General features: G+C 69.3%; 23 protein-coding genes and 1 tRNA gene. 17 read left to right on the top strand and 7 right to left on the bottom strand.

The genetic code is table 11. From position 1 onward, the window contains the following. Positions 1 to 418 precede the first annotated feature (418 nt). The gene (locus ACFP1Z_RS06870) at positions 419 to 847 is read right to left on the bottom strand and encodes an NUDIX domain-containing protein (RefSeq protein ID WP_390314992.1); all 429 of its coding nucleotides are present in this window, start codon (positions 845 to 847) and stop codon (positions 419 to 421) included. Positions 848 to 1,176: 329 nt separating this feature from the next. Further along, entirely contained in the window at positions 1,177 to 1,605 is a 429-nt protein-coding gene (locus ACFP1Z_RS06865; protein ID WP_390314991.1) for a YybH family protein, read from the bottom strand. Between the two features lie 60 nt (positions 1,606 to 1,665). Between ACFP1Z_RS06865 and ACFP1Z_RS06860 the strand changes: the two genes are divergently transcribed. Both ACFP1Z_RS06860 and ACFP1Z_RS06855 read left to right on the top strand, forming a co-directional pair. After that, a complete protein-coding gene (locus ACFP1Z_RS06860) occupies positions 1,666 to 2,034 on the top strand; it encodes a winged helix-turn-helix transcriptional regulator (protein ID WP_390314990.1) in 369 nt (122 codons plus the stop codon). Positions 2,035 to 2,065: 31 nt separating this feature from the next. Continuing rightward, the gene (locus ACFP1Z_RS06855; protein ID WP_390314989.1) at positions 2,066 to 2,473 is read left to right on the top strand and encodes a hypothetical protein; all 408 of its coding nucleotides are present in this window, start codon (positions 2,066 to 2,068) and stop codon (positions 2,471 to 2,473) included. Positions 2,474 to 2,561: 88 nt separating this feature from the next. On the opposite strand, the gene ACFP1Z_RS06850 is transcribed toward ACFP1Z_RS06855, so the two are convergent. After that, positions 2,562 to 2,651, bottom strand: a tRNA-Ser gene (locus ACFP1Z_RS06850). A gap of 139 nt (positions 2,652 to 2,790) precedes the next feature. On the opposite strand from ACFP1Z_RS06850, the gene ACFP1Z_RS06845 reads away from it, so the two are divergent. Next, complete coding sequence (locus ACFP1Z_RS06845; RefSeq protein ID WP_390314988.1) at positions 2,791 to 3,432, top strand: HAD family hydrolase; 642 nt, start codon at positions 2,791 to 2,793, stop codon at positions 3,430 to 3,432. Here ACFP1Z_RS06845 and ACFP1Z_RS06840 read toward each other — a convergent pair. The 4 genes from ACFP1Z_RS06840 to ACFP1Z_RS06825 all read right to left on the bottom strand — a co-directional run bounded on the left by ACFP1Z_RS06840 (position 3,429) and on the right by ACFP1Z_RS06825 (position 6,464). Further along, positions 3,429 to 4,280 carry an NAD(P)-dependent oxidoreductase gene (locus ACFP1Z_RS06840; protein WP_390314987.1) on the bottom strand — a complete coding sequence of 284 codons (852 nt, stop codon included), beginning with the start codon at positions 4,278 to 4,280 and terminating at the stop codon, positions 3,429 to 3,431. The genes ACFP1Z_RS06845 and ACFP1Z_RS06840 overlap by 4 nt on opposite strands. After that, positions 4,277 to 4,864, bottom strand: a complete 588-nt coding sequence (locus tag ACFP1Z_RS06835; RefSeq protein WP_390314986.1) for a DEAD/DEAH box helicase family protein — start codon at positions 4,862 to 4,864, stop codon at positions 4,277 to 4,279. Before ACFP1Z_RS06835 ends, ACFP1Z_RS06840 begins: the two co-directional genes overlap by 4 nt. After that, positions 4,861 to 5,835 (bottom strand): P-loop nucleotide/nucleoside kinase family protein, encoded by a 975-nt coding sequence (locus tag ACFP1Z_RS06830; RefSeq protein WP_390314985.1) that lies wholly within the window; start codon positions 5,833 to 5,835, stop codon positions 4,861 to 4,863. The genes ACFP1Z_RS06835 and ACFP1Z_RS06830 overlap by 4 nt, the downstream gene beginning before the upstream one ends. 275 nt (positions 5,836 to 6,110) lie before the next feature. Further along, positions 6,111 to 6,464 carry a GntR family transcriptional regulator gene (locus tag ACFP1Z_RS06825; RefSeq protein ID WP_390314984.1) on the bottom strand — a complete coding sequence of 118 codons (354 nt, stop codon included), beginning with the start codon at positions 6,462 to 6,464 and terminating at the stop codon, positions 6,111 to 6,113. Between the two features lie 1,226 nt (positions 6,465 to 7,690). Here ACFP1Z_RS06825 and ACFP1Z_RS06820 point away from each other — a divergent pair. From ACFP1Z_RS06820 to ACFP1Z_RS06755, 14 genes are all read left to right on the top strand, one after another. Continuing rightward, positions 7,691 to 8,467: a DUF4097 family beta strand repeat-containing protein gene (locus tag ACFP1Z_RS06820; RefSeq protein ID WP_390314983.1), complete on the top strand. Its 777-nt coding sequence runs from the start codon at positions 7,691 to 7,693 to the stop codon at positions 8,465 to 8,467. Between the two features lie 101 nt (positions 8,468 to 8,568). Beyond that, positions 8,569 to 8,895, top strand: coding sequence for a hypothetical protein (locus ACFP1Z_RS06815; RefSeq protein WP_390314982.1), 327 nt, complete (start codon positions 8,569 to 8,571; stop codon positions 8,893 to 8,895). Then, positions 8,892 to 9,545, top strand: coding sequence for a GGDEF domain-containing protein (locus tag ACFP1Z_RS06810; RefSeq protein WP_390314981.1), 654 nt, complete (start codon positions 8,892 to 8,894; stop codon positions 9,543 to 9,545). The genes ACFP1Z_RS06815 and ACFP1Z_RS06810 overlap by 4 nt, the downstream gene beginning before the upstream one ends. Next, positions 9,542 to 10,630, top strand: coding sequence for a DUF2637 domain-containing protein (locus tag ACFP1Z_RS06805; protein WP_390314980.1), 1,089 nt, complete (start codon positions 9,542 to 9,544; stop codon positions 10,628 to 10,630). Before ACFP1Z_RS06810 ends, ACFP1Z_RS06805 begins: the two co-directional genes overlap by 4 nt. 97 nt (positions 10,631 to 10,727) lie before the next feature. Beyond that, on the top strand, positions 10,728 to 12,908 hold the full coding sequence (locus ACFP1Z_RS06800; RefSeq protein ID WP_390314979.1) for a cell division protein FtsK: 2,181 nt from the start codon (positions 10,728 to 10,730) through the stop codon (positions 12,906 to 12,908). A 140-nt stretch (positions 12,909 to 13,048) separates the two neighbouring features. Then, the gene (locus ACFP1Z_RS06795; RefSeq protein ID WP_390314978.1) at positions 13,049 to 13,345 is read left to right on the top strand and encodes a hypothetical protein; all 297 of its coding nucleotides are present in this window, start codon (positions 13,049 to 13,051) and stop codon (positions 13,343 to 13,345) included. 4 nt (positions 13,346 to 13,349) lie between these two features. Next, entirely contained in the window at positions 13,350 to 13,538 is a 189-nt protein-coding gene (locus tag ACFP1Z_RS06790; RefSeq protein WP_390314977.1) for a hypothetical protein, read from the top strand. A gap of 10 nt (positions 13,539 to 13,548) precedes the next feature. Continuing rightward, positions 13,549 to 14,163, top strand: coding sequence for a hypothetical protein (locus ACFP1Z_RS06785; protein WP_390314976.1), 615 nt, complete (start codon positions 13,549 to 13,551; stop codon positions 14,161 to 14,163). Further along, on the top strand, positions 14,160 to 14,324 hold the full coding sequence (locus tag ACFP1Z_RS06780) for a hypothetical protein (protein WP_390314975.1): 165 nt from the start codon (positions 14,160 to 14,162) through the stop codon (positions 14,322 to 14,324). The genes ACFP1Z_RS06785 and ACFP1Z_RS06780 overlap by 4 nt, the downstream gene beginning before the upstream one ends. Further along, complete coding sequence (locus tag ACFP1Z_RS06775) at positions 14,321 to 14,659, top strand: hypothetical protein (RefSeq protein WP_390314974.1); 339 nt, start codon at positions 14,321 to 14,323, stop codon at positions 14,657 to 14,659. The genes ACFP1Z_RS06780 and ACFP1Z_RS06775 overlap by 4 nt, the downstream gene beginning before the upstream one ends. A gap of 39 nt (positions 14,660 to 14,698) precedes the next feature. Next, positions 14,699 to 15,064, top strand: a complete 366-nt coding sequence (locus ACFP1Z_RS06770; RefSeq protein WP_390314973.1) for a hypothetical protein — start codon at positions 14,699 to 14,701, stop codon at positions 15,062 to 15,064. A gap of 84 nt (positions 15,065 to 15,148) precedes the next feature. Then, entirely contained in the window at positions 15,149 to 17,131 is a 1,983-nt protein-coding gene (locus ACFP1Z_RS06765; RefSeq protein ID WP_390314972.1) for a DUF3987 domain-containing protein, read from the top strand. Between the two features lie 322 nt (positions 17,132 to 17,453). Beyond that, positions 17,454 to 17,651 (top strand): helix-turn-helix transcriptional regulator, encoded by a 198-nt coding sequence (locus ACFP1Z_RS06760; protein WP_390314971.1) that lies wholly within the window; start codon positions 17,454 to 17,456, stop codon positions 17,649 to 17,651. A 187-nt stretch (positions 17,652 to 17,838) separates the two neighbouring features. Then, complete coding sequence (locus tag ACFP1Z_RS06755) at positions 17,839 to 19,167, top strand: tyrosine-type recombinase/integrase (protein WP_390314970.1); 1,329 nt, start codon at positions 17,839 to 17,841, stop codon at positions 19,165 to 19,167. Positions 19,168 to 19,607: the final 440 nt, after the last annotated feature.

The raw sequence follows: 19,607 nt of genomic DNA, 5'->3' as shown, positions 1-19,607 counted from the left end.
ACTGGGACCGCCTCCGTGCCCGTGAGTGGTCGTCACCACGTACGCACTGACGCACCGCCCGTCAGCCGTGATCCCACTCCTCCAGGCAGCCCGCAGCCGTCGCATCCGCAACAGCACCCACACCATTCCGGCGATGCCGCCTATGGCCAACACCCCTGGCAGTGCCAGGAAGAACACGTCGCGCATGAACCCTCATCGATCCGATGTTTTCGCACATCAAACCGACTCGGGCTCGGTTCGGACCATTCATTAAGCTCTGGGCTTCTCCACAAAAGGAGCGCCCCGGCCGGAAAGTACTGCGCTGAGCCGCAGGCCTCATCGCCTGTGAGCGCGGACGACGGGACACGTCCCACCTCCCGTCAGGAACCGTCGCCCCAAAGGCGGGAAACCGTGGGACAGCCGGCCCTCAGGGCCAGTCCTACGCCATGGGCTCCGGCCGTTCCCGCTCGTACCGCTCGATCACAGCACGGGCCCACGGGGCCATGACCAGCCGGGGCAGCGTCGACGCGGGGAACCAGTGCACCATCACCCCCTCGGTAAGGGCGATCTCCCCGGCGTCCCCGTCCCAGTGCCCGACGAACACCGTGATCCGCCCCTCGCCTTCCGGCCCGTGCGCGGACACCACGGCGTACGCCCGGAGATCCGGCAGGACAAGACCGGCCTCCTCCTTCAGCTCCCGGGCAACGGCGTCCTCCGGGCTCTCCTCGTCGCTGTCACGGCCGCCGCCGAGGAGCGACCACGCTCCCGGATCGCAGATGCCCGGGATGTTGTCCCGCAGGTGCAGCAGGTATTCACCCCGCCCATTGCTGATCAACGCTGCCGTGCCCGCCGGCTCCTGACTGCCCACGTTCCCCTCCACCCGCCGAGGTCATCCGGAAGCCGCCAGCATCGCGGAACCGTCCAGCGGGGAGGGGGCGTTCACCCGTGGGTCACCCGCGCGTAGGTGTCGCCGTCTTGACGATGGGGAACCGGCCTCAAGAGCTGCGAGCCTTCTGGACCCGGTGGCCGGGCTGAACGCTGCACCCGACCCCATCGGGGCCACGGAGCCCTACGGCGAGGACGACGGCGTCGTACGAATGCTCATCACCGGGCACGTCATCGCCGTGCTCCTGGTCGGCCAGGTCACGAAGACGCTGACGGTCCTGCAGCTGAGCTGCACGGGTCGGCTGTGGAGTCTCATGACGTTGGTTCCTCGGTGTCCTCGGTGTCCTCGGTGGGGAGCCGCTGTGAACGGGAACCGAAGGGGTTGTCGATGACGTACCGCCAGCGGCCGTCCGGGCCCCGCCGGGCGACGTCGGTAGCGGTGCCCTCGACGTGCACCACCCGGCCGTCACGGCCGGTCCCGTCGATGGCCCAGTCCACTATCAGCAGCGCCAGGTCTCCGTTGCGGTAGACGTGCCGCGGACGGACCGAGACGGGGACTCCGAGCTGCTGCAGGCGGCCGTTGGCGGCGTGCAGGTCCGGTCCGGTCACCGGCGTCCCCGGCTGCGGGACCAGCACCGCCGCGTCCTCGTAGACCTGCGCCAACGCGGTGGCGTCGCCGCTGTTGAACCGCTCGGCGAACACCGCGGGCACCTCTTCGGGCCGAACGGCCAGTTCTCGCATGATCGAAGACGTCCTTCCGTTCCGGGAGAATCGAGCGTCTACACGCTAGGAGGCGATCTCGTGGCTCACCGAACGGTTGGTCACCCGGCAGGGCTGCCCGACGACCCGCACGCGAAGGTTGCGGCGCCTGCTCCCGCCTGCCCAGTGGAGATCACGCTGGCGGCGCTGAACGGCCGTTGGACGACGCTGGTGGTTCGCGAGCTGCTGCGCGGCGACCGCTCCTACAGCGAACTGCGCGTGGCCCTGCCCACGTTGTCGGACAAGGTGCTGTCCGAGCGCCTTGCCCAGCTCGGCGAGGCCGGAGTCGTCGAGCGCGACCGCCGCCCGGGCTGGCCACCGCGAGTGCGCTATGCCCTCACCCCGCGTGGACACCGCCTGGGCCCGGTCCTCCAAGCCCTCTGGGACTGGGGAGCAGAGGAACCAACGTGACACGATCGCTGCGCTCAGGCTCGGCGGCCGGATGATCCTGAACACCACGGTGTGGGCCAACGGAGAACCATGCACGCTCCCCCAGCTGCTGGCAAGTTGGGGCAGTCTCGTGGCTCAGGTGGAAGAGGGATATGCGTGGTGCAAGCCGGAGTTCGACAACGACATCTGGTGCCGCGGTGCGCTGGCCAAGGTCTGGCCCCTGCTGCCTCCACGGGTACGGGCGGTGTGTCAGCCGAGGCTCGACGGACTCGACGACCGGTTCCGGGCAGCGACCATTCCATGGCCCGGCCATGACGAAGAACCGCCCCAGGACTGGTGGCACTGGCGCATTCCCCGGCTTCTCGAAGCCGGGACAGAAGAGTGCGGAACACTGGGCTGGCCCGAAGGCTGGGAGATCATGCCGTTCCCCAGACCGGAAGGTGTGGAGCTCGTCGAGTGAGGGAGCCGCCTCCCCCTCTCGCCCCGAAGCGGAAGGGGTGCCCCGGAATCCGGGGCACCCCTTCCGACCTGCGGCAACGCAGGACCCGCGGAGGCTGAGGGATTTGAACCCTCGGTGACATCGCTGCCACGACGGTTTTCAAGACCGGCCGCAGCGCGCGCCCGCTACGTGCTCCTACCTGCGGTGATAGCCGAATGCCGCGCCTTCCGGGGGCCCAGTTGGCCGGAGGTTGGCCGAGAGGGGCTCCGCAGGGGCTGCGGCTCCATGACGGCCAGCCAGGGGTGACCTGCCGCAGGTTCGTCGCGTAGCTTCGCCGTGTGCTGGCACTTTTCGACCTCGACAACACCTTGATTGACCGAAGCGGGGGACTGGAGAACTGGGCTCGCGGCTTCGTGCGGTCTCGGCGACTGGGTGAGGCAGCGGAGTCCGTCATCTGCGAGCGGCTCCGGGATCGGGCCTACCCGGCGGACTTCGTCCACCTGCGGGAGGTGCTCGGACTCAGCGACGGCCCGGGCGACCTCTGGCGCGAGTACGTCGATGGCGTCGCTCGGTCAGCGCGCTGCTTTCCCGGGGTGCGGGAAGGCCTCGAAGCACTGCGTGATGAGGGATGGACCCTCGGCGTCGCGACGAACGGAGCCGGGGACATCCAGCGCGCGAAACTCGCGGCGACCGGGCTCGGTCCGCTCTTCCATGGCATCTGCGTCTCGGGGGAAATAGGCGCGCGGAAGCCCGCGTACGCCCACTTCGAGGCTGCCGCTGCACTGTGCGGTGCCCGGCTGAGCGCCGGAGCGTGGATGGTTGGCGACAGCCCCGAGACGGACATGGAAGGGGCTCGCGTGGCGGGGCTCCGCACGGCATGGGTGGCCGGCGGCCGTGCGTGGACCGATGGCCTCCCTGAGCCCGATGTGGTGGTGTCGGGCGCCCTGGAGGCCATCGGGGTGATGCGGGCAGCGGTCTAGCCAGGGTCGCCGTCCGGGGCTACGTGCAGGTGCTCAAGCGCTTCGGTGATGCTCGATGGCGAGTCCTTGAGATCGTTCCACTGGCTCATAACGGCGGCCGACGCCTCCGCGAGGTCGGTCGGAAGACCGGCCTCCCGCAGGGCGATGGCCACCTCGCCCATCTCGGGGCCCCAGCGCCATGACCGCGCGGCCACCTTCGGAATGTAGGCCGTCTCAGCGAGGTAGCTGGTCGTGCGCCCCTGCGCAATGTCGAGTAGCTCCTCCTCTACCCCGTAGTCCCGCGCGAGGGCGTACGAGACGGCGGCGAGTACGCGGCTCGCCTTCTGGTAGCTGCTGTACGACAGCTTCAACGCCGAAGCGCGACCGATCCCGCCGGGCAGCGAGTGCACCTGTACCGACGTCCCGGCGAAGAGCGATGCCACGGGCGGCAGGGCCTCCGCAGGGCCGGAGAGGTAGATGCGGGTGGACTTTGAGGCGGAGGGGGGTGAGCCGATGATGGAGCCATCGACGACGGTCCCCTGGGTCCGGGACATGATGGCGTGGACGCACGCCACGGTGGCCGGTGCGATGGCGTTGGCGTCCACGTAAATGCCCGTGAACGAGTGGGCCGAGACCTCGACTGCAACGTCCTCCGCGTACTCCGGGGGGCAGATGCTGAGGATGACGTCGGCACGCTCGATCAGCTCTGCGAGGCTGCTCGCCGCGGACAGCCCATGTCGCAAGGCCCGCTCTGTGGTCTCCGAACTGCGTCCGGTCGGGCACCACAGAACCTCGGCTCCGCCGAGCCGTGCCTGTGCGGCCACGGCGGCGCCCATGCTTCCCGGGTGAAGTACCCCGACGACCGTCATCCGACCAACTCACGGATGTCACGGCCTTCGGCCGGTGCGCCGGCCACTCGGGCTTCGTCGATGGTCTGCGCTGCCTGAGCTGCGCTGACATCGTCGGTGCGGATGACGAGTGACCAGGGATCCATTGGATGGTCCAGGAGATCCCTTCGGGTCTCGTGCCAGACCTTGAGTCGGGCGTCCAAGTCCTTGTCTCCACGCCCTTGGCAGCGCTGACGCGTCACGTCTTCCGGGCACCAGAGGAGCACTCGCACCCAGTTGATGGGGAAGGTTGCGACGGCACGGGCCCCGACAACCTGCCCCATGTGGAGTACCGGGATGCGGCCGGAGTCCACGAGCGCGGAGACTTCGCCGCGGTCGATGGCGTACTCAGCGTCGTACCGGCTGTTGCGGTACAGAACCTCTCCGGCCTGAGTCAGTTCCTCGATGTGCTCGGTCGTGGTGAGCCGGTACCCCGTGGTCCGCCCCGGGCCGGCCTTGAGCCGCTGGAAGAGCACGAACTCCGGCCGCAGCTTCGAAAGTTCGGCTGTGATCGTGTCCTTGCCAGCCCCCGGGGGGCCGTACAAGATGATGCCGGACGGGCTCACAGCCCACCTCCGCTCAGAACGTCACGGGCTTCATCGACCAGCGCCACGGCGGCGCCCAGCCGGTTGTCGACGACGAAGTGTGGGCCCTGAGGGCGCATATTCAGATCGAGCCCCGAGATGTACTCATCCCACGCCTCCATCTTCCAGGTGTCGCGCGCCGCTCCCCGGAATTCGATGTACTCGCGCATCGACTCCGGGTCGCACTCAACCCATATGGTCGCAACGGAAACCCTCTTGGACCGGCAACGGTTCTGGAACCGCTGCATCCAATCAGGTTGGGAGAATTCGGAGATGAACGGGGCGTCGAGGATCGTGGAGATCCCGCAATCCAGGTTGTCCCACGCTGCCTCCATGAGGCAGCGGTATTCGAACGGCCTGACCTCCTCGCGGTAAAGCTCTGAACTCCGGTCGTGAGCCACTCCGCCCAGTGCGACCAAGAGCTGATCGACCAGCGGGCGCGTCAACGAGTCCTTGTCCAGGATGGGCCAGTTGGTGAGCCCTCCGAGGAACTTTGCGAACTCCGACTTCCCGGACCCGGCGAACCCGCCCACCAGGACCACGACCGGGCCGTCGGTGCTGCTTCCTGTGGTGCGACGGCTCCACGCATCGATCACACGAGTGCACAGAGCTTCACTGTCCACGTCATCCGTGCCTTCGCGGATGCTGCTGAGCGCTCGGCGTACGATGTCCAGCTGGTCGGGCAGCTTTCGCTTGACGGAAGCGGGCGCCAGTACGGATTCCACAGAGGCATCCTCTCCGGGCAGAGCTTTACGGAAGCCGAGTTGGGCCTCATTCCGGCGATAGAGGCGGCAGTACGCCCGACGGTAATGAGGACCGGGATATACCGAACCCTTTTCGTGGCCCCAGATTGTTTGGAAGTTCGCGGCGATATTGAAGCCGTGCCGCTCCGCGATTTCGCGGAGCTTCTCCCCGGCGTCTTCCAGGGTGAGCCCGATTTCCTCGCGGTGCATTCGCAGGAGATCAGGTTTCCAATCTGGGTGCTTCCGAGCCATCTGCCCCTCCTAGATAGCTAGTCGGAACCGCGAGTGTAGCGGCTCGACTAGCACTATGGAACTTCGTGATAGCGCATGTGTAAGCGGATGTATAAAACCGCTTCGAATTTGTCAGGTAGCAGGGTGTGATACCGGTTTTCGCGCAGCGGCTGTGGACTTGCCCCACACCGAACGAGGAGGTTCAGATGTCCCGCGGCGCGACTGCGCAGGCCCCGTCCCCGCCTTCCGGAAGGTCAGTTTGCTTCCAGCGTGGCGACGCGTTGGCGCAGCTCCCCGACCTCGCTCCGCAGCTTCTCAACTTCCTCGCGGAGTTCGGCCACGGCCCCGACCGGATCGGCGAGCTGTGCAGCTGTGCGGCCGGCGTCGGCCGTGAGGAAGACGCCCTTGCCTTGATGGCTCACCGCGAGGCGGTCGGCCTTCAGTTGATTGATGGCGGCGCGAGCCACGGTCACCGTGACGCCGTACGACTTCTGGAGCTGTCCGAACGAGGGGAGCTGTCCGGTCTCGGCGAACTCGCCATCCGCGATGCGTCGCCGCAGGTCATCGGCCACCTGCTGATAGGCGAACTTGCCGGTCCACTCGACCATCTACACCCCAAGTCTCGTCTCGATCTCTGCCTCATAGTGCCCAAGTCTCAGAGCTAGAACCAGCGCCCCGCGCTGCTTGTTCCGTGAGGGGGCTTGACGGACTCTGCCTCACAGTGCACTCTGAGGCAGAGTCGAGCGAGCGGCTCAACCCCCAAGGGGTGCAGCGCCCGCAAGACCTGTTTGACCTGTACGAACGCGCCATCGGGTCCCGTGAGAACGGGAGCCCCTTCAGGGGTTGCCGCACCCGCCGGGAGCGTCCGTTCCTTGAGAACTCAAGAGTGTGCTTCGAGTAGGCGGGGTTCTGCCCCGCCCCCCGCGACGGCCGGGTGATGTCCGTCGGCGGCCACTTCGTGGCAGGCGAACCTGTCCTGTCCCGCGTATCGGCTCTGGAGAACAGCCCCTGGGGATCATCCCTTCATTGCTGGAGGTCAACCCCTTGGCTGCCACCTGGTACGCGCCGCCCTGCTGGCGTCAGAGCAGCGACGATGACGCGCCCGATTCTCAGGCTCGGGACCGGAGTGCCGTAGCAGCGGCCCGCCGGTGAAGCCCTGTCCCTCCCCGCTGGAGGCTCCTGTGATCTTTCGATATACGCGGGCGTCGACCGTGCTGGACCGGTACGGCGGCAGTGCCCATCGCGTCACCGCATCATCTACTGCGCCCACAGCCCGGGCCCTGTGCCCGGCGCCGTCGCGCAGTGCATACCGCCTCGATGGTCGAAGGCCGGGTTCGACTCCTGGCCGAGGCGCAACGGCCGCAATCGACGTAGCGGCCGGTGCCGTTCGCTGTGTGCGGACGGTCCACGTCACTGCGGCCCCCCGGGTGGCGCCCTGGGGGACCGCGTACAGGCACCTGAGTGGAGGCACCTGTGATCACCAGTCTGACAGATGCGGAGCGGGCGGAGTTGGCCCGCAAGGCCGCTGAGGCGAACAAGCGAAGCCAGGACAACGCCCGGGCAAGGGGAGGCCGTTGATGGCCGGCCCGGAGCATGAGCGAACGAAGCCGCCGCTGCCGGTACGTCCGCCGCGTCCGCATCCGCACGTGGCTGTGACCGGCTGTTGATTCAACCGCCCCGATGGTCGTCAGGCCGGGTTCGACTCCCGGCCGGGGCACTTGCCCCCCCTTGTCCGCATCGCGGTGTGGGGGGCCTTCCGGGGCGGTCGTCTCTCGCCTAGGACCACGGCCGCCCCGGTCACCTTCCTCTTCTTCGTGGAACAAGGAGACCCGCAGTGACCACGTGCACCTTCGTTTCCCAGACCACCGGCCCGATCGGCCTCGCGCTGGACCTCCCGGCGGGCAGCGTCCGCGTCCAGGTCCTCGACAGCATCACCACCGCCCGCGTGGAGCTGCGGACGGACGACTCGTCCGGTCCGGCCGCCGACGCGGTCAACCGGGCCCGCGGCCGCCAGGACGGCGAGACGCTCGCGGTGGCAGTCCCCGAGCTCCCCGGCAACGTGATGATGCAGAGCGTCCGCGGCAACCGCGTCACGCAGAGCATGGGCACCTTCTATGGCTCGGTCACCGGCGTCACCATCATCAACGGCCGGGTCGTCACCGGCCATGGGACGGGGGTGATGGAGACGGTCAGCATGATCGAGGCCGTCGTCAGTCTGCCGGCCGGGTCGTCTGTGGAGGTGGTCTCCACCTCCGCCGACGCGTCCGTGTACGGCGCCGTGGACTGGCTGGAGTTCCGCTCCGTCTCCGGCGACCTGTACGCGGATGCGGCTCGGGCGCTCGCAGCGCGTACCACGTCCGGTGACGTGGCGGTCGGCCGCGTCTCGGAGTCGGTCTGGGCCCGCAGCGTCTCGGGAGACATCCGCATCGCCCAGTACGACGGGCAGCACGCCCAGTTGGCCACCACCTCCGGTGACGTGACCGTGCAGGCCACCAGCGCCGCGTCCGGGCTGGTGACGGCTCACAGCGTCTCCGGAGACGTGAGTGTCTCGGGCCCCGGTCACCTGCGGGTGACCGCCAACAGCATCTCCAGCCGCGTCCGCAACCGCTGACCCCCGCCTCTGTACTGCCTGCCCCGCCCGGGGCGGTCGTCTCTCGCCAAAGACCGCGACCGCCCCGGTTCTCCGTTCCTTCGACACCAGGAGAGAGCCAGATGCGTATGTACATCGGCAGTCAGGAAGCCCTGACCGCTGCTGAGTTCCTGGAACTGGCACTCGGCTTCGACGAGTTGCCCGCCGGTATCGACCGCGACCTGTTCCGCGGCCCGCTGGCGCCCGAGTCTCCCGAGGAGCGGGCGGCCCGCCTGGACGTGGCCCGCGAGGTCATCGCGGACCTGGCCGCGCAGGGGGAGGGCGGCGACGAGATCGCCGCGTGGGACGCGCTGTACGCCGACGCGCTCACGCGCACCGTGCCGTTCCTGCGCGCCGCCTGCACCGCCTGCGCCGCTGGCCGTTCCACGAGGATGGGGGAAGCGGCATGAGCCAGACCCTGACCGCCCTGGCCGCGGCCTTACCGCTCGCGACCGGATGGGCTGTGCACAGCCTGCGTCTGCGGTACCAGATCCAGGCAGCGCGCCGTGACCCGCTGTCCGGGCTGCTGACACGGGACCCGTTCGAGAAGCGGGCAAGGAAGACCCTGGCATGCGGCTCCCGGGCCGTTGTGGTCATCGACCTGGACGGCTTCAAGCTGGTCAACGACACCTACGGCCACGCGGCCGGAGATGTCGTGATCGCAGCGGTGGGTGAACGCCTGAAGCGCTGGAGCCTGGACAACGGCGGCATCGCTGCCCGGCTCGGGGGCGACGAGTTCGTGGCCGTGGCCAGTGTCCACAGCCGGGCGGACCTTCGCTGGGCCATGGACGAGCTGGCTATAGCACTGGGCAAGCCGGTGAACTTCGAGGGCCGCGACCTGTACGTGGGCTTTTCCGCAGGGGTGGTCTGGAGTCAACCCCATGGCACCGCCTTCGACTTGCCGCGACTGATGCGCCGGGCGGACGAGGTCATGTTCGGCGTCAAGCAGACCGGTGGCGGCTGGCAGGCCGCCTGCGATCCCACCCTGGCCTACCGGACTGTCAACGGCCGCCGTGACGGCCGCCGGGGCACCGCGAACGCGACGGGGGAGCCCGGGTGAAGCGCCTAGCTGCCATGACCCCGGAGCAGATCCGGGGTGCGGAACGGACGTTGTCCGTCGGCACGTGGGCAATCACCTTCGGCGCGGTGGTCTTCTCGGTCCTGACCGTCACCCCGCTCGTGGAACGGGTCACGCCCCACGGCTGGGGGTGGACGGCCCCGATCCTGCCCGTCGTGGTGGACGCCGCAGTCGTCATCGTCGTCCGACTGGACTCCACCGTGGCCCGCCTCGGCGGCGACAGCGGCCGGTGGCCGGCGGTCCTGCGCTGGATGACGGGGCTGATGACCATCGGCCTGAACATCGGCGACTCCGGGCTCAGGGGAGATCTGGTGGGTGTCGCTGTTCACTGCGTCGCCCCGCTCCTGCTCATCGCGAGTGCCGAGGCGGGTCTCGCCTACCGTCGGGCGATCACGCGGGCGTTGGCCCGGATCGACCGTGAACAGCAAGAGCACGCCGAGCGTGAACGCCGGGAGCGGGAGGCCCGTGAACGGTGCGAGCGCGAGGAACGTGAACAGGAGCGCGCCGCCCGTGAGCGCTCGGAGCGGGAAGCCCGTGAACACGCTGAACGCATGGAGCGCGAACGCCTGGAGCGTGAGGCACAGGAACGCCGGGAGGCCCGCGAGCACGCCGAACGCATGGAGCGTGAACGCCTGGACCGCGAGGAACGCCAGCGTCGTGAGGAGCGCGAGGAACGCGAGCGTATCCGCAAGGAGGCGCAGGAGCGGGCCGACCGTGAACAGGCCAAGAAGGAGGAGCGGGAGGCCGCCGAGCGGGCCGAACGCGGAGCCCGTGAACGGCAGGCCCGCGCCGCTGGTGAACACCGCGAGCCAAGCACCCGTGAACACCGCCCGCGCCCGCAACGCGCGCCCCGTGAACACGTGGCGCCGCCCCCGGTGAACAGCCGGACCGAGGCGGACAAGCTCCCCGAGGAAGCCGCCCGTGAGGCCGTGCGCGTGGCGTTCACGGCCGGTCGCCCGGTCCGGCAGGCCGCCGACTCGACGGGCTGGTCCGTGGGCTGGGTCTCCGCCCGCTACCAGGAGCTCAAGACCGCCGAGAGCAACACGGGCGAAGCCACAGCAGCCTGACAGCCATCCGCCTTGTACGACGCGTGGGGCCCGGCCGTCCGCCGGCCAAGCGACACCGGGCCCCGCCACTCCCACAGACCAAGGAGCGGAGGACATCGTGTCCGACCTCATCACGGCTGACCAGCCGGACGAACCCGAGCACGTGGGTGCCGAAGTCGTCGACATCACGACCAAACGCCCCGCCGCCCCGGCCCCCGCGCCCGCCGAAGCAGCCGCCCCCGCCCCGCCGGCCGTCCCGGACGACGCGGAAGAGGAGAGCGAGGCGCCCGCGCCGCGGCCGGTCGACCCGCCCGACCTGCCGTCGCCGGGCGTCACCATCTACAAGCGCAAGCCGGTCCTGCCGAGTTGGCTGCTGTCCAGGGCGGGATTCCTCTCGACCGTTCAGCGCGCGACCGGCAACGCCTGCTACGCCACGCTCTACCACGGCATCCGAACCCCCTGGTACGCGCTGCAACTCGGGGTGCTGGCGCCGCGCGGGGTGGCCCGCAAGGTCGCACAGACCAACCGGTGGGTGTGGGACGCCGAGTCCGCGCCGCTGCGCGCGTACGAGGTGATGCACGAGAACACGGCCGAGTACCTGAAGCTGTCGCGGCAGCGCGACCGGCGGGTACGGCTGCGGGTGCTGATGCTGACCGTCGGCATCATCTTCGGCGCCGTGTTCGCGCTGACCCTGTACGTCATGGCGCCGGGCTGGCTCGCGTTCCTGGCGTCCGCCGCGGTGCTGGTCGCCGGGTTCTGGGGCGCCCCGCACGACCAGCCCGTCATCGGCCCGGCGGTGCTGAAGACCGAGATACAGAAGCTGACCGGGCCGGTCGTGCTGCGGGCGCTGGACAACATCGGCAACGCCAAGCTGTCGGCCGCCATCAAGAAGGGCGGCGACATGAACGGGCTGCGTTTCACCTCCGAGATCACCCGCGACGGCCCCGGATACCGGGCCGAAGTGGACCTTCCGTGGGGTGTGACGCCGGAGGACATCATGGAGGCCCGCAAGCCGCTCGCCTCCGGTCTGCGGCGCAAGGTCGGCTGCGTGTGGCCGGCGGCCGACCCCGAGGAGCACGAAGGGCGCCTGATCCTGTGGGTGGGCGACAAGCCCATGAACGAGACCAAGAAGCCCGCGTGGCCGCTGCTGAAGGCCGGGCAGGTGGACCTGTTCAAGCCCGTCGTCTTCGGCAACGACCAGCGCATGCGGGATGTGGCCGTCACCTTGATGTTCGCCTCGGTCGTGGTCGGCTCCATCCCGCGCATGGGCAAGACATTCCTGATGCGCCTGTTCCTGCTCATCGCCGCCCTCGACCCGCGCGCCGAGATCTACGCGTTCGACTTCAAGGGCACCGGCGACTTCGGCGCCCTGGAGCCGGTCTGCCACCGCTACCGGGCAGGCGACGAGGACGAGGACATCCTCTACGTCCTCGAATCCCTCCGTGAGCTGCGTGCAGAGCTGCGGCGCCGGGCGAAGGTCATCAAGTCCCTGCCGCGCTCGCGCTGCCCGGAGTCGAAGGTCACCCCGGAACTGGCGAACGACAAGTCGCTACGGCTGCATCCGATCGTGGCCGGGTTCGACGAATGCCAAGTCCCCTTCGAGCACGAGAAGTACGGCGCCGAGATCGAGGAAATCTGCACCGACCTGGGCAAGCGCGGCCCCGCGCTGGGGATCGTGGCCCTGTTCGGCACCCAGCGCCCGGACGCCAAGTCCCTGCCCACCGGCATCTCCGCCAACGCCGTGCTGCGGTTCTGCCTGAAAGTCATGGGCCAGCCCGCCAACGACATGGTTCTCGGTACCTCGATGTACAGGGCCGGGTACCGGGCCACCATGTTCTCCCGCACCGACCGGGGCATCTGCTGGATGGCCGGTGAGGGAGACGACCCCCGCATCGTCGCCTCCGCGTTCGTCGACGCCGTCGGCGCTGAACAAGTCGTGGCCCGCGCGCGGAAGATGCGCGAGCAGTACGGCAACGTCACCGGCCACGCCATCGGCCAGCAGCCCGACAGCGCGGAAGCCGCCTTCGACCTGCTCGCCGACATCCTCAAGGTGGTGCCGGCCGACGAGGAGAAGGTGTGGAACGAGAAGGTCGCCGCCCGGCTCGCCGAGCTGCGGCCGGAGATCTACGGCGGCTGGAAGGCCGAGACCGTCACCACCAACCTGCGCCCGCACGGCATCACCGCACAGGACGTATGGGGCACCACGGAGAAGGGCAAGGGCACCACCCGCCGGGGAATCACCCGTGCCGACATCACCAAAGCCATCACACAACGTGACGGAAAGCGATCCGGGAACTGACGCGCACCACTGCTAGGTCTAGCAGCCGCCGCTGCTAGACCTAGCAGCCCCGCTAGCACCCGATCCATGCCCTGATCAGCAACCTAGCGCCTAGCACCCCACCTGCGGAAACACCGGAAACCCCGCCCGGAAGGCTCTCCATGACCCTCTTCCTCCTTGCTAGCACCTGCCTGCTCATCGTCACTCTCGGTTACGTGAGCCTGTGTGCCGGATCGCCGTTCGGCAACTGCCGCAAGTGCCGCGGCTTCGGCTACGCCCTCAAGACCGACCGCAAGGGACGGACCAAGCGCGGCAAGCACTGCCGCCGCTGCGACGGCCACGGCAAGCGCATACGCGTCGGACGCCACCTCTACAACCTGTGGCTGCGCATCTACCGCGACGGCACCCACACCCCCGCCCCCGCCCCCGCCTCCAAGCAGCCCACCCCGAAGGGATGACCCGATGGCCGTCACCGTCTCGCTCGTCGCCCTGTTCGGACTCGTCCTGTTCTTCCTGCTCCGCTCCAAGTCCCTCGGCTACGGCTCCGCGTTCATCGCCATCATGTTCGGCTTCTACCTCGCCTCCACGGGCGCCTCCAAGCCGATGAACGACCTCACCACCGCCGTCGTCAACGCCATCGGCAAACTCTGAGGAGCCGACCGTGAACGAACCCACCGCGGCCCGCCACTGGCTCGCGCTCGCGGCCCCCAAGGCAGCACCCGCCGTGGCCACGTCCACCATGCTCATCCTCGGCCGCATCTGGAACGCCAACGGCGCCGAACACTCCTTCGGCGACGCCGCGTTGATGACCGTCCTCGCCGCCGGGGCCGCCGCGGCCGGCGGGTTCGCGGCCGCCGGACGCGCCAGCGACAGCACCATCGCGGGAACCGCATTCGCCGCCTCCGGAGGGCTCGCCCTCGCCGGGGTCGCCGGATACGCCGACGGCCTCTCACTGCCGCTCCTGCTGTGGGCCCTGGCCACCGTCATCGCCTACGCCCTCGCGGCCCGGCACTGGCGCAACGACCGCCGCGACAGCATCGCCTACGAGCGGCACACGACCGAGCGGCGCGAGGAACACGCCCACGTCGAACGCGTCGAAGCCCTGCGCGCCGGGACACAGATCCAGGTCGCCCGCGAGGGAGCCGCCTACGCCACCGCGCTCGCCCAAGCCCTCATCCACCGCGAAGCCCTACCCGGCTTCGACCCGGCCGCCCTCACCAGGGCCGGGCTGCCCGAACTGCCCGCCACCGACACCACCAAGGAGATCCGAGGATGACCTACGACCCCGACGAGATCGTGACCGTCGAACTCGACTGCCACGAGTGGGAACGCTCCTACACCCGCCTCCTCACCCGCCGCCAGCTCGGCGAACTGCTCCTCAGCCTGGACACGATGGCCGACGAGACCGAAGCGGCCTACGAGGAGGGCACCGCGTGATCCGCCGCCTCATGGCCCGCCACCGCCTCGCGGTCCGCTACTGGAGCGCCTGGGTGTCCACCAGCCCCCGGGGCCGCCAGACCGGGCCCCGCCCGATCCTCGCCCTGCACCGCACGCCCGACCCCAACTGCCCCGACTGCGAGGGACGCGGCGAACTGGCCTACGGCGTCCAGGGCCAGGACGAACCCGAGTACAGCGACTGCCACTGCGCCCCGTTCCTGCCGCTGGCCTACCTGCGGCTGCCCAAGCGCCCGGCATGGCTGCACCGCCGGCACCCCGCACACGACTGCTGGTGCGCCGATCCGGCCTGCACCCACCACGAACCGCCGTTCTGACCCGCAAGGGGAAGCCACCGACACCGCCAAGGAGCGAGCATGCCCGGCAAACCCCCGACCGCCGCCGAACTCTCCGACGCGGCCGCGGAAGCCATCCGCGCCCTCAACCACGCCACCCGCCAGACCGGACATGGCCTGGAGTACCCGGGCGACGCCTACACCACCGTCGCCCACCTCTCCACCCTGGCCATGCGCCTGCCGCAAGCACTCGACCAGATCCGCGACTTCATCGACCGCCTGCACAGCAAGGGCCACCTGCGCAGCGACAACGGACCGGACGACCTGACCCAGCGCCTGGACGACCTCCGCGCCGGGATCACGGCGGCAAGCCGCTGCGCCGACGCCCTCCACGCGTGCCTGAATCAGGCCCACATCGCCTTGGGCCCGATCGGCTACGTCGAGTAGCTCCGCCCGGGGCGGCCGCCTCTCGCCAAAGACCGCGGCCGCCCCGGTTCTCCGTCCCTTCGACAGAAACAGGAGACCTCCAGCATGGCATCTGAGCCCGCGCACGCACAGCACTCCAACGTGCTGCCGATGCGCGACCGCACCACCGACGACCTCACCCGCGTGCCGCCCAACGACGTGGATGCCGAACAGGCCGTCGTCGGGGCCCTGATGCTCGCCCCTCACGTGATCGCCAAGGTGAGCGCGCTCATGGACCCCGCCGACCACTACCGCCCGGCTCACGAGACGATCCACCGCACGATCCTCGACCTGCACGGCCAGGGCCAGCCCGTCGACCCGATCACGCTCGGGCACTACCTCGAACAGGTCGGAGATCTGAACCGCGTCGGCGGCAAGGCATACCTGCACACCCTGGTGCAGGCAGTGCCTTCTGCCGCCAACGCCGAGTACTACGCGGAGATCGTGCACGGACTGGCCCGGCGCCGCCGCAGCATCGAAGCGGGAACCCGCATCGTGCAGGCGGGCATGGCGCCGGACGCCACTGATGAGGACTTGCGCGAGGCGCTGGCGCTGGGGGCCGAGACGCTGCCCGGGGTGTGGGCGGAGCCGATCCCGCTGAACCATCAGCCCAAGCTGCCGGTGTTTCCCACCCACGTATTGCCCTCCTGGCTGCGGGAGTTCGTGGAGGCCGTTGCCGAGGAGACCCAGACGCCACCGGACTTGGCCGGGACCCTCGCGCTGGCCGTGCTCGCCACGGCGGCCGGCGGCCGGGTCATCGTGCAGCTGCGTGGACGCTGGCGCGAGCCGACGAACCTGTTCGTCGTTGTCGCGCTGCCGCCGGGCAACCGCAAGTCGGCCGTCTTCGCCACGATGACCGCGCCCCTGCGCGCTGCGGAGAAGCTGCTTGTCTCCCACGCGGCCGGACGCATCGCCGAGGCGGAGGTAACGGCGAAGATGGCCCGTGAGGCTGCCGACAAGGCCGCCGCCCAGGCCGCCAAGGCGGAGGGCGCCGAGCGGGACGGGCTGACCGCCGAGGCCATCGCGCTCGCCCAGGCTGCCGATAGCCTCGAAGTCCCCGCCTCGCCACGCTTGTTGGCCGATGATTCCACTCCCGAAGTCGTCACGACCCTGATGAGCGAGCAGGGCGGGCGGCTGTCGGTGATGTCGGCCGAGGGGGGCATCTTCGACATCATCGCCGGACGCTACTCCGGCACCCCCAACATGGAGGTATTCCTCAAGGGCCATGCCGGGGACTGGCTGCGCGTCGACCGCCGAACGAGGACGGAGAGCATCGAATCCCCGGCCCTGACCATGGGTTTGGCCGTGCAGCCCGACGTACTGGAAGACATCGGCAAGAACCGTGGCTTCGACGGGCGCGGGTTGCTCGCCCGCTTCCTGTACGCGCTGCCCGAATCCCTCGTCGGCTACCGCAAGCCCAGCCCGGACCCCGTCCCCGAGCACGTCGCCGAACGCTACGAGCACACCGTCACCACGCTGACCCTGGCGCTGGCCGAGTGGACCGACCCCGCCATTCTTCACCTGACTCCGGACGCGGACCGGACCCTTGCCGCCTACGACCAGCACCTCGAACCCCACCTCCGGGCTCGCGGCGGTCGGTTGGGACACATCACCAAGTGGGCCAGCAAGCTGGTGGGAGCCACGGCCCGCATCGCCGGCCTGTTGCACCTGGGCCAGCACCCGGAAACCGGCTACACCAAGCCGATCAGCGGCGAGACCATGAACGCCGCCATCGAACTCGGCGACTACTTCGCCACCCACGCCCTGACCGTCTTCGACCTGATGGGCGCTGACGCCGCACTCGCCCGCGCCCGCACCCTGCTGACGGTGCTGGAAGAGAACGGGTGGGAGAGCGTCACCCGCCGCGACCTGTTCGCCAAGCTCTCCCGCTCCGAGTTCCCCACCGTCGCGGACCTGGAGCCCGCCGTGGCACTCCTGGAGGAACACGGCTACCTCCGCAGCGAGACACCACCCCGCACGGGCAGGCGCGGACGGCCCCCGGCCCCCCGCTACCTCATCCACCCCCAGGTACGCGAGGCCGGGGCATGACCCCTGCGGCCCCCTCCCGCGCACGAGCCCGTACGCAGAAACCGCAGAATACGCAGAAACCCCCGGCCACCCCCGCTGACCAGCACGGACGGCCGACCGGGCCCGCCGCCGCAAAAATCCTCGAAAGTGCCGCAGAAATCCGCCCGGCCCCCGCCCGGCACCGCCGGCCCGCACCCGCCCCTGATTTTTGCGGAGATTCCCGCGATTTTTGCGGCAGCCACCCCCGCACCCCCACCACCGCAGGTCAGACCGCACATCCCCAGGTTTTTGCGGATTCTGCGGTTTCTGCGGCTGACGCCCGAAGCGAGAGGAGGACAAGGTGATGGCCAACTCACCGCGGAACACACTGCTCACCCTCGTTCAGGTCCTCGCCGAGCTCGGTATGAGCCGCGCCGCCTTCTACCGGCTGCGCGCACGCGGCAAGGCACCCAAGGTCATCAAGCTCCCGAATGGTCAACTACGCGTCCGCCGCAGCGACCTTGACACCTGGCTCGCCGACCACGAGCAGTCCTTCGCCTGAACTCACAGCCAACCCGAGGGAGCCCGCCACCCGGCGGGCTCCCTCGCTTCGTACGAGGAGATTCGCCCTGCCTACCTTCGATGTCCGCATTTGGGGTATCCGCCGCCGGGATAGCAAATCCTCTCCTTACCAGCTACGTTGGCTGGTCGGCGGACATAAGCATCAACAGCCCTTCGCCACCTGGACGTTGGCCGACGGGCGCCGCTCCCAGCTGCTCACCGCTGCCCGGAGCGGTGAGGCGTTCGACGAGGAGACCGGGCTTCCTGTCTCGGAGTTGCGGAAGCTCAACCGCGTCACCTGGTACAGCCACGCCAAGGACTACGTGGACATGAAGTGGCCCGGCGCCGCGGCCAAGCACCGAGCGAGCATTGCCGAGAGCCTGACCCTGGTGACCATCTCGGTGTGTCCCAACGCCAAGGGGCGCCCGGAGTCCGAGTTGCTGCGGCGGGCCCTGTACCAGTGGGCCTACAACGCCGGGCGTCGGCAGCAGGAACCGCCGGAGGCCGAGGCCGCCGCGCTCGCGTGGGTCGAGAAGCACTCACCGGCCATCGCCGACCTCGACAGCGCCCAGCGCATGCGTACGGTGCTCGACTTCCTGGCGAAGAAGAAGGACGGCACGCCGGCCGCCGCCAACACCGTCAGACGTAGGCGAGCGGTGCTGAGCAACTGCCTCAACATCGCCGTGGAGCGGGAGTTGCTGCTCAGCAACCCGTTGGCCCGGGTGCGCTGGAAGGCTCCCAAGTCCGTCGAGGAACTGGACGAACGAAGCGTCGCCACGCCCGCTCAGGCCCGTGCCCTACTCACCGCCGTGCGCGAGCAGGGCAAGCGTGGCGAGCACCTCGAAGCGTTCTTCGGGTGCATGTACTACGCGGCCATGCGGCCGGAGGAGGTCTCCGTCCTGAGCCGTGCGCAGTGCGTCCTGCCGGACTCCGGTTGGGGTCGGCTGAACCTCGCCGGGGCCCGGCCGCAGGTCGGCTCGGCCTGGACGGACGACGGCAAGTCGTACGAGGAGCGTGGTCTCAAGCACCGCCCCCGGCGAACCGTGCGTCCGGTGCCCATTCCTCCCGTGCTGGTCGGGCTGCTGAAGCGGCACATCGAGCAGTTCGGCACCGGGAAGGACGGCCGGCTGTTCCGGGCGGTCGAGGGCGGGCCGGTTCGCTCGCAGGAGTACGGGGCGATCTGGAAGGAGGCCCGGGGTCGCGCCCTCACCCCGGACCAGGTCGCCTCGCCCCTGGCCCGCATCCCGTACGACCTGCGCCATGCCTGCGTGTCGTTCTGGCTCCGCTCCGGCGTGAGCCTCGCCGAGACCGCGCGTCGAGCGGGACAGAGCGTGGCGGTGCTCCAGCGCTACTACGCAAAGGTCCTCCACGGCGAGGAGGAGCGAATGAACGAGCTCATCGATCGCGGCTTCGCCGAGCAGGACAACACGGAGCACAAGCCCGGCGAGCTGGCCGCAGGTTGGCCACACGCGCTGGACGAAGCTGAGACACCAGAGATACGCGGTGAGACAGGGTGAACCGGGAAGGGGTGCCCCGAACCAGGGGCACCCCTTCTGACCAGCATCTACGCTGACCTCGGCGGAGGCTGAGGGATTTGAACCCTCGGTGACATCGCTGCCACGACGGTTTTCAAGAGGGTCGCGGGGACGGGCCCAGCAGAGGCCTGACCTGCATGTTCACGGGGTAATCCGGCCGTGCGAAGGGTCTTGGGGGACGCCTGGGGGACGGGCCTCCCCCCAGATCCGGCCTGCGTGTCCGGTCGCTCACGCTCCGACACCTCCGAACGCCCCGTCCGGCCCCCCTGGTCCAGGCCCTCCGGCTACTCAGCGGCGGGCGTCAATTCGTCGGATGCACCGTCTCTTTACGTCCTCGCGGTTCTTGCCGCCCCGTCAGCCACGCCGGAACGATGCCGTGTTGTCAGCCAGCGGGGTGCGTAACAGCGGACGACTGTACTTCC

Source organism: Streptomyces gamaensis (genome assembly GCF_042656465.1).
In the GTDB taxonomy this organism is placed as follows: Bacteria; Actinomycetota; Actinomycetes; order Streptomycetales; family Streptomycetaceae; genus Streptomyces; species Streptomyces gamaensis.
Note: the sequence above shows the minus strand (reverse complement) of the source record. Positions and strands in the feature narration are given on the sequence as shown.

What these genes read in the sequence shown, in the direction of transcription:
- ACFP1Z_RS06815 (WP_390314982.1), top strand. Translation starts at nt 8,569, where the DNA reads ATGCGTATGTACATCGGCAGTCAGGAAGCCCTGACCGCTGCTGAGTTC.
- ACFP1Z_RS06855 (WP_390314989.1), top strand. Translation starts at nt 2,066, where the DNA reads ATGATCCTGAACACCACGGTGTGGGCCAACGGAGAACCATGCACGCTC.
- ACFP1Z_RS06825 (WP_390314984.1), bottom strand. Translation starts at nt 6,464, where the DNA reads ATGGTCGAGTGGACCGGCAAGTTCGCCTATCAGCAGGTGGCCGATGAC.
- ACFP1Z_RS06760 (WP_390314971.1), top strand. Translation starts at nt 17,454, where the DNA reads ATGGCCAACTCACCGCGGAACACACTGCTCACCCTCGTTCAGGTCCTC.
- ACFP1Z_RS06790 (WP_390314977.1), top strand. Translation starts at nt 13,350, where the DNA reads ATGGCCGTCACCGTCTCGCTCGTCGCCCTGTTCGGACTCGTCCTGTTC.
- ACFP1Z_RS06780 (WP_390314975.1), top strand. Translation starts at nt 14,160, where the DNA reads ATGACCTACGACCCCGACGAGATCGTGACCGTCGAACTCGACTGCCAC.
- ACFP1Z_RS06865 (WP_390314991.1), bottom strand. Translation starts at nt 1,605, where the DNA reads ATGCGAGAACTGGCCGTTCGGCCCGAAGAGGTGCCCGCGGTGTTCGCC.
- ACFP1Z_RS06840 (WP_390314987.1), bottom strand. Translation starts at nt 4,280, where the DNA reads ATGACGGTCGTCGGGGTACTTCACCCGGGAAGCATGGGCGCCGCCGTG.
- ACFP1Z_RS06795 (WP_390314978.1), top strand. Translation starts at nt 13,049, where the DNA reads ATGACCCTCTTCCTCCTTGCTAGCACCTGCCTGCTCATCGTCACTCTC.
- ACFP1Z_RS06810 (WP_390314981.1), top strand. Translation starts at nt 8,892, where the DNA reads ATGAGCCAGACCCTGACCGCCCTGGCCGCGGCCTTACCGCTCGCGACC.
- ACFP1Z_RS06765 (WP_390314972.1), top strand. Translation starts at nt 15,149, where the DNA reads ATGGCATCTGAGCCCGCGCACGCACAGCACTCCAACGTGCTGCCGATG.
- ACFP1Z_RS06830 (WP_390314985.1), bottom strand. Translation starts at nt 5,835, where the DNA reads ATGCACCGCGAGGAAATCGGGCTCACCCTGGAAGACGCCGGGGAGAAG.
- ACFP1Z_RS06770 (WP_390314973.1), top strand. Translation starts at nt 14,699, where the DNA reads ATGCCCGGCAAACCCCCGACCGCCGCCGAACTCTCCGACGCGGCCGCG.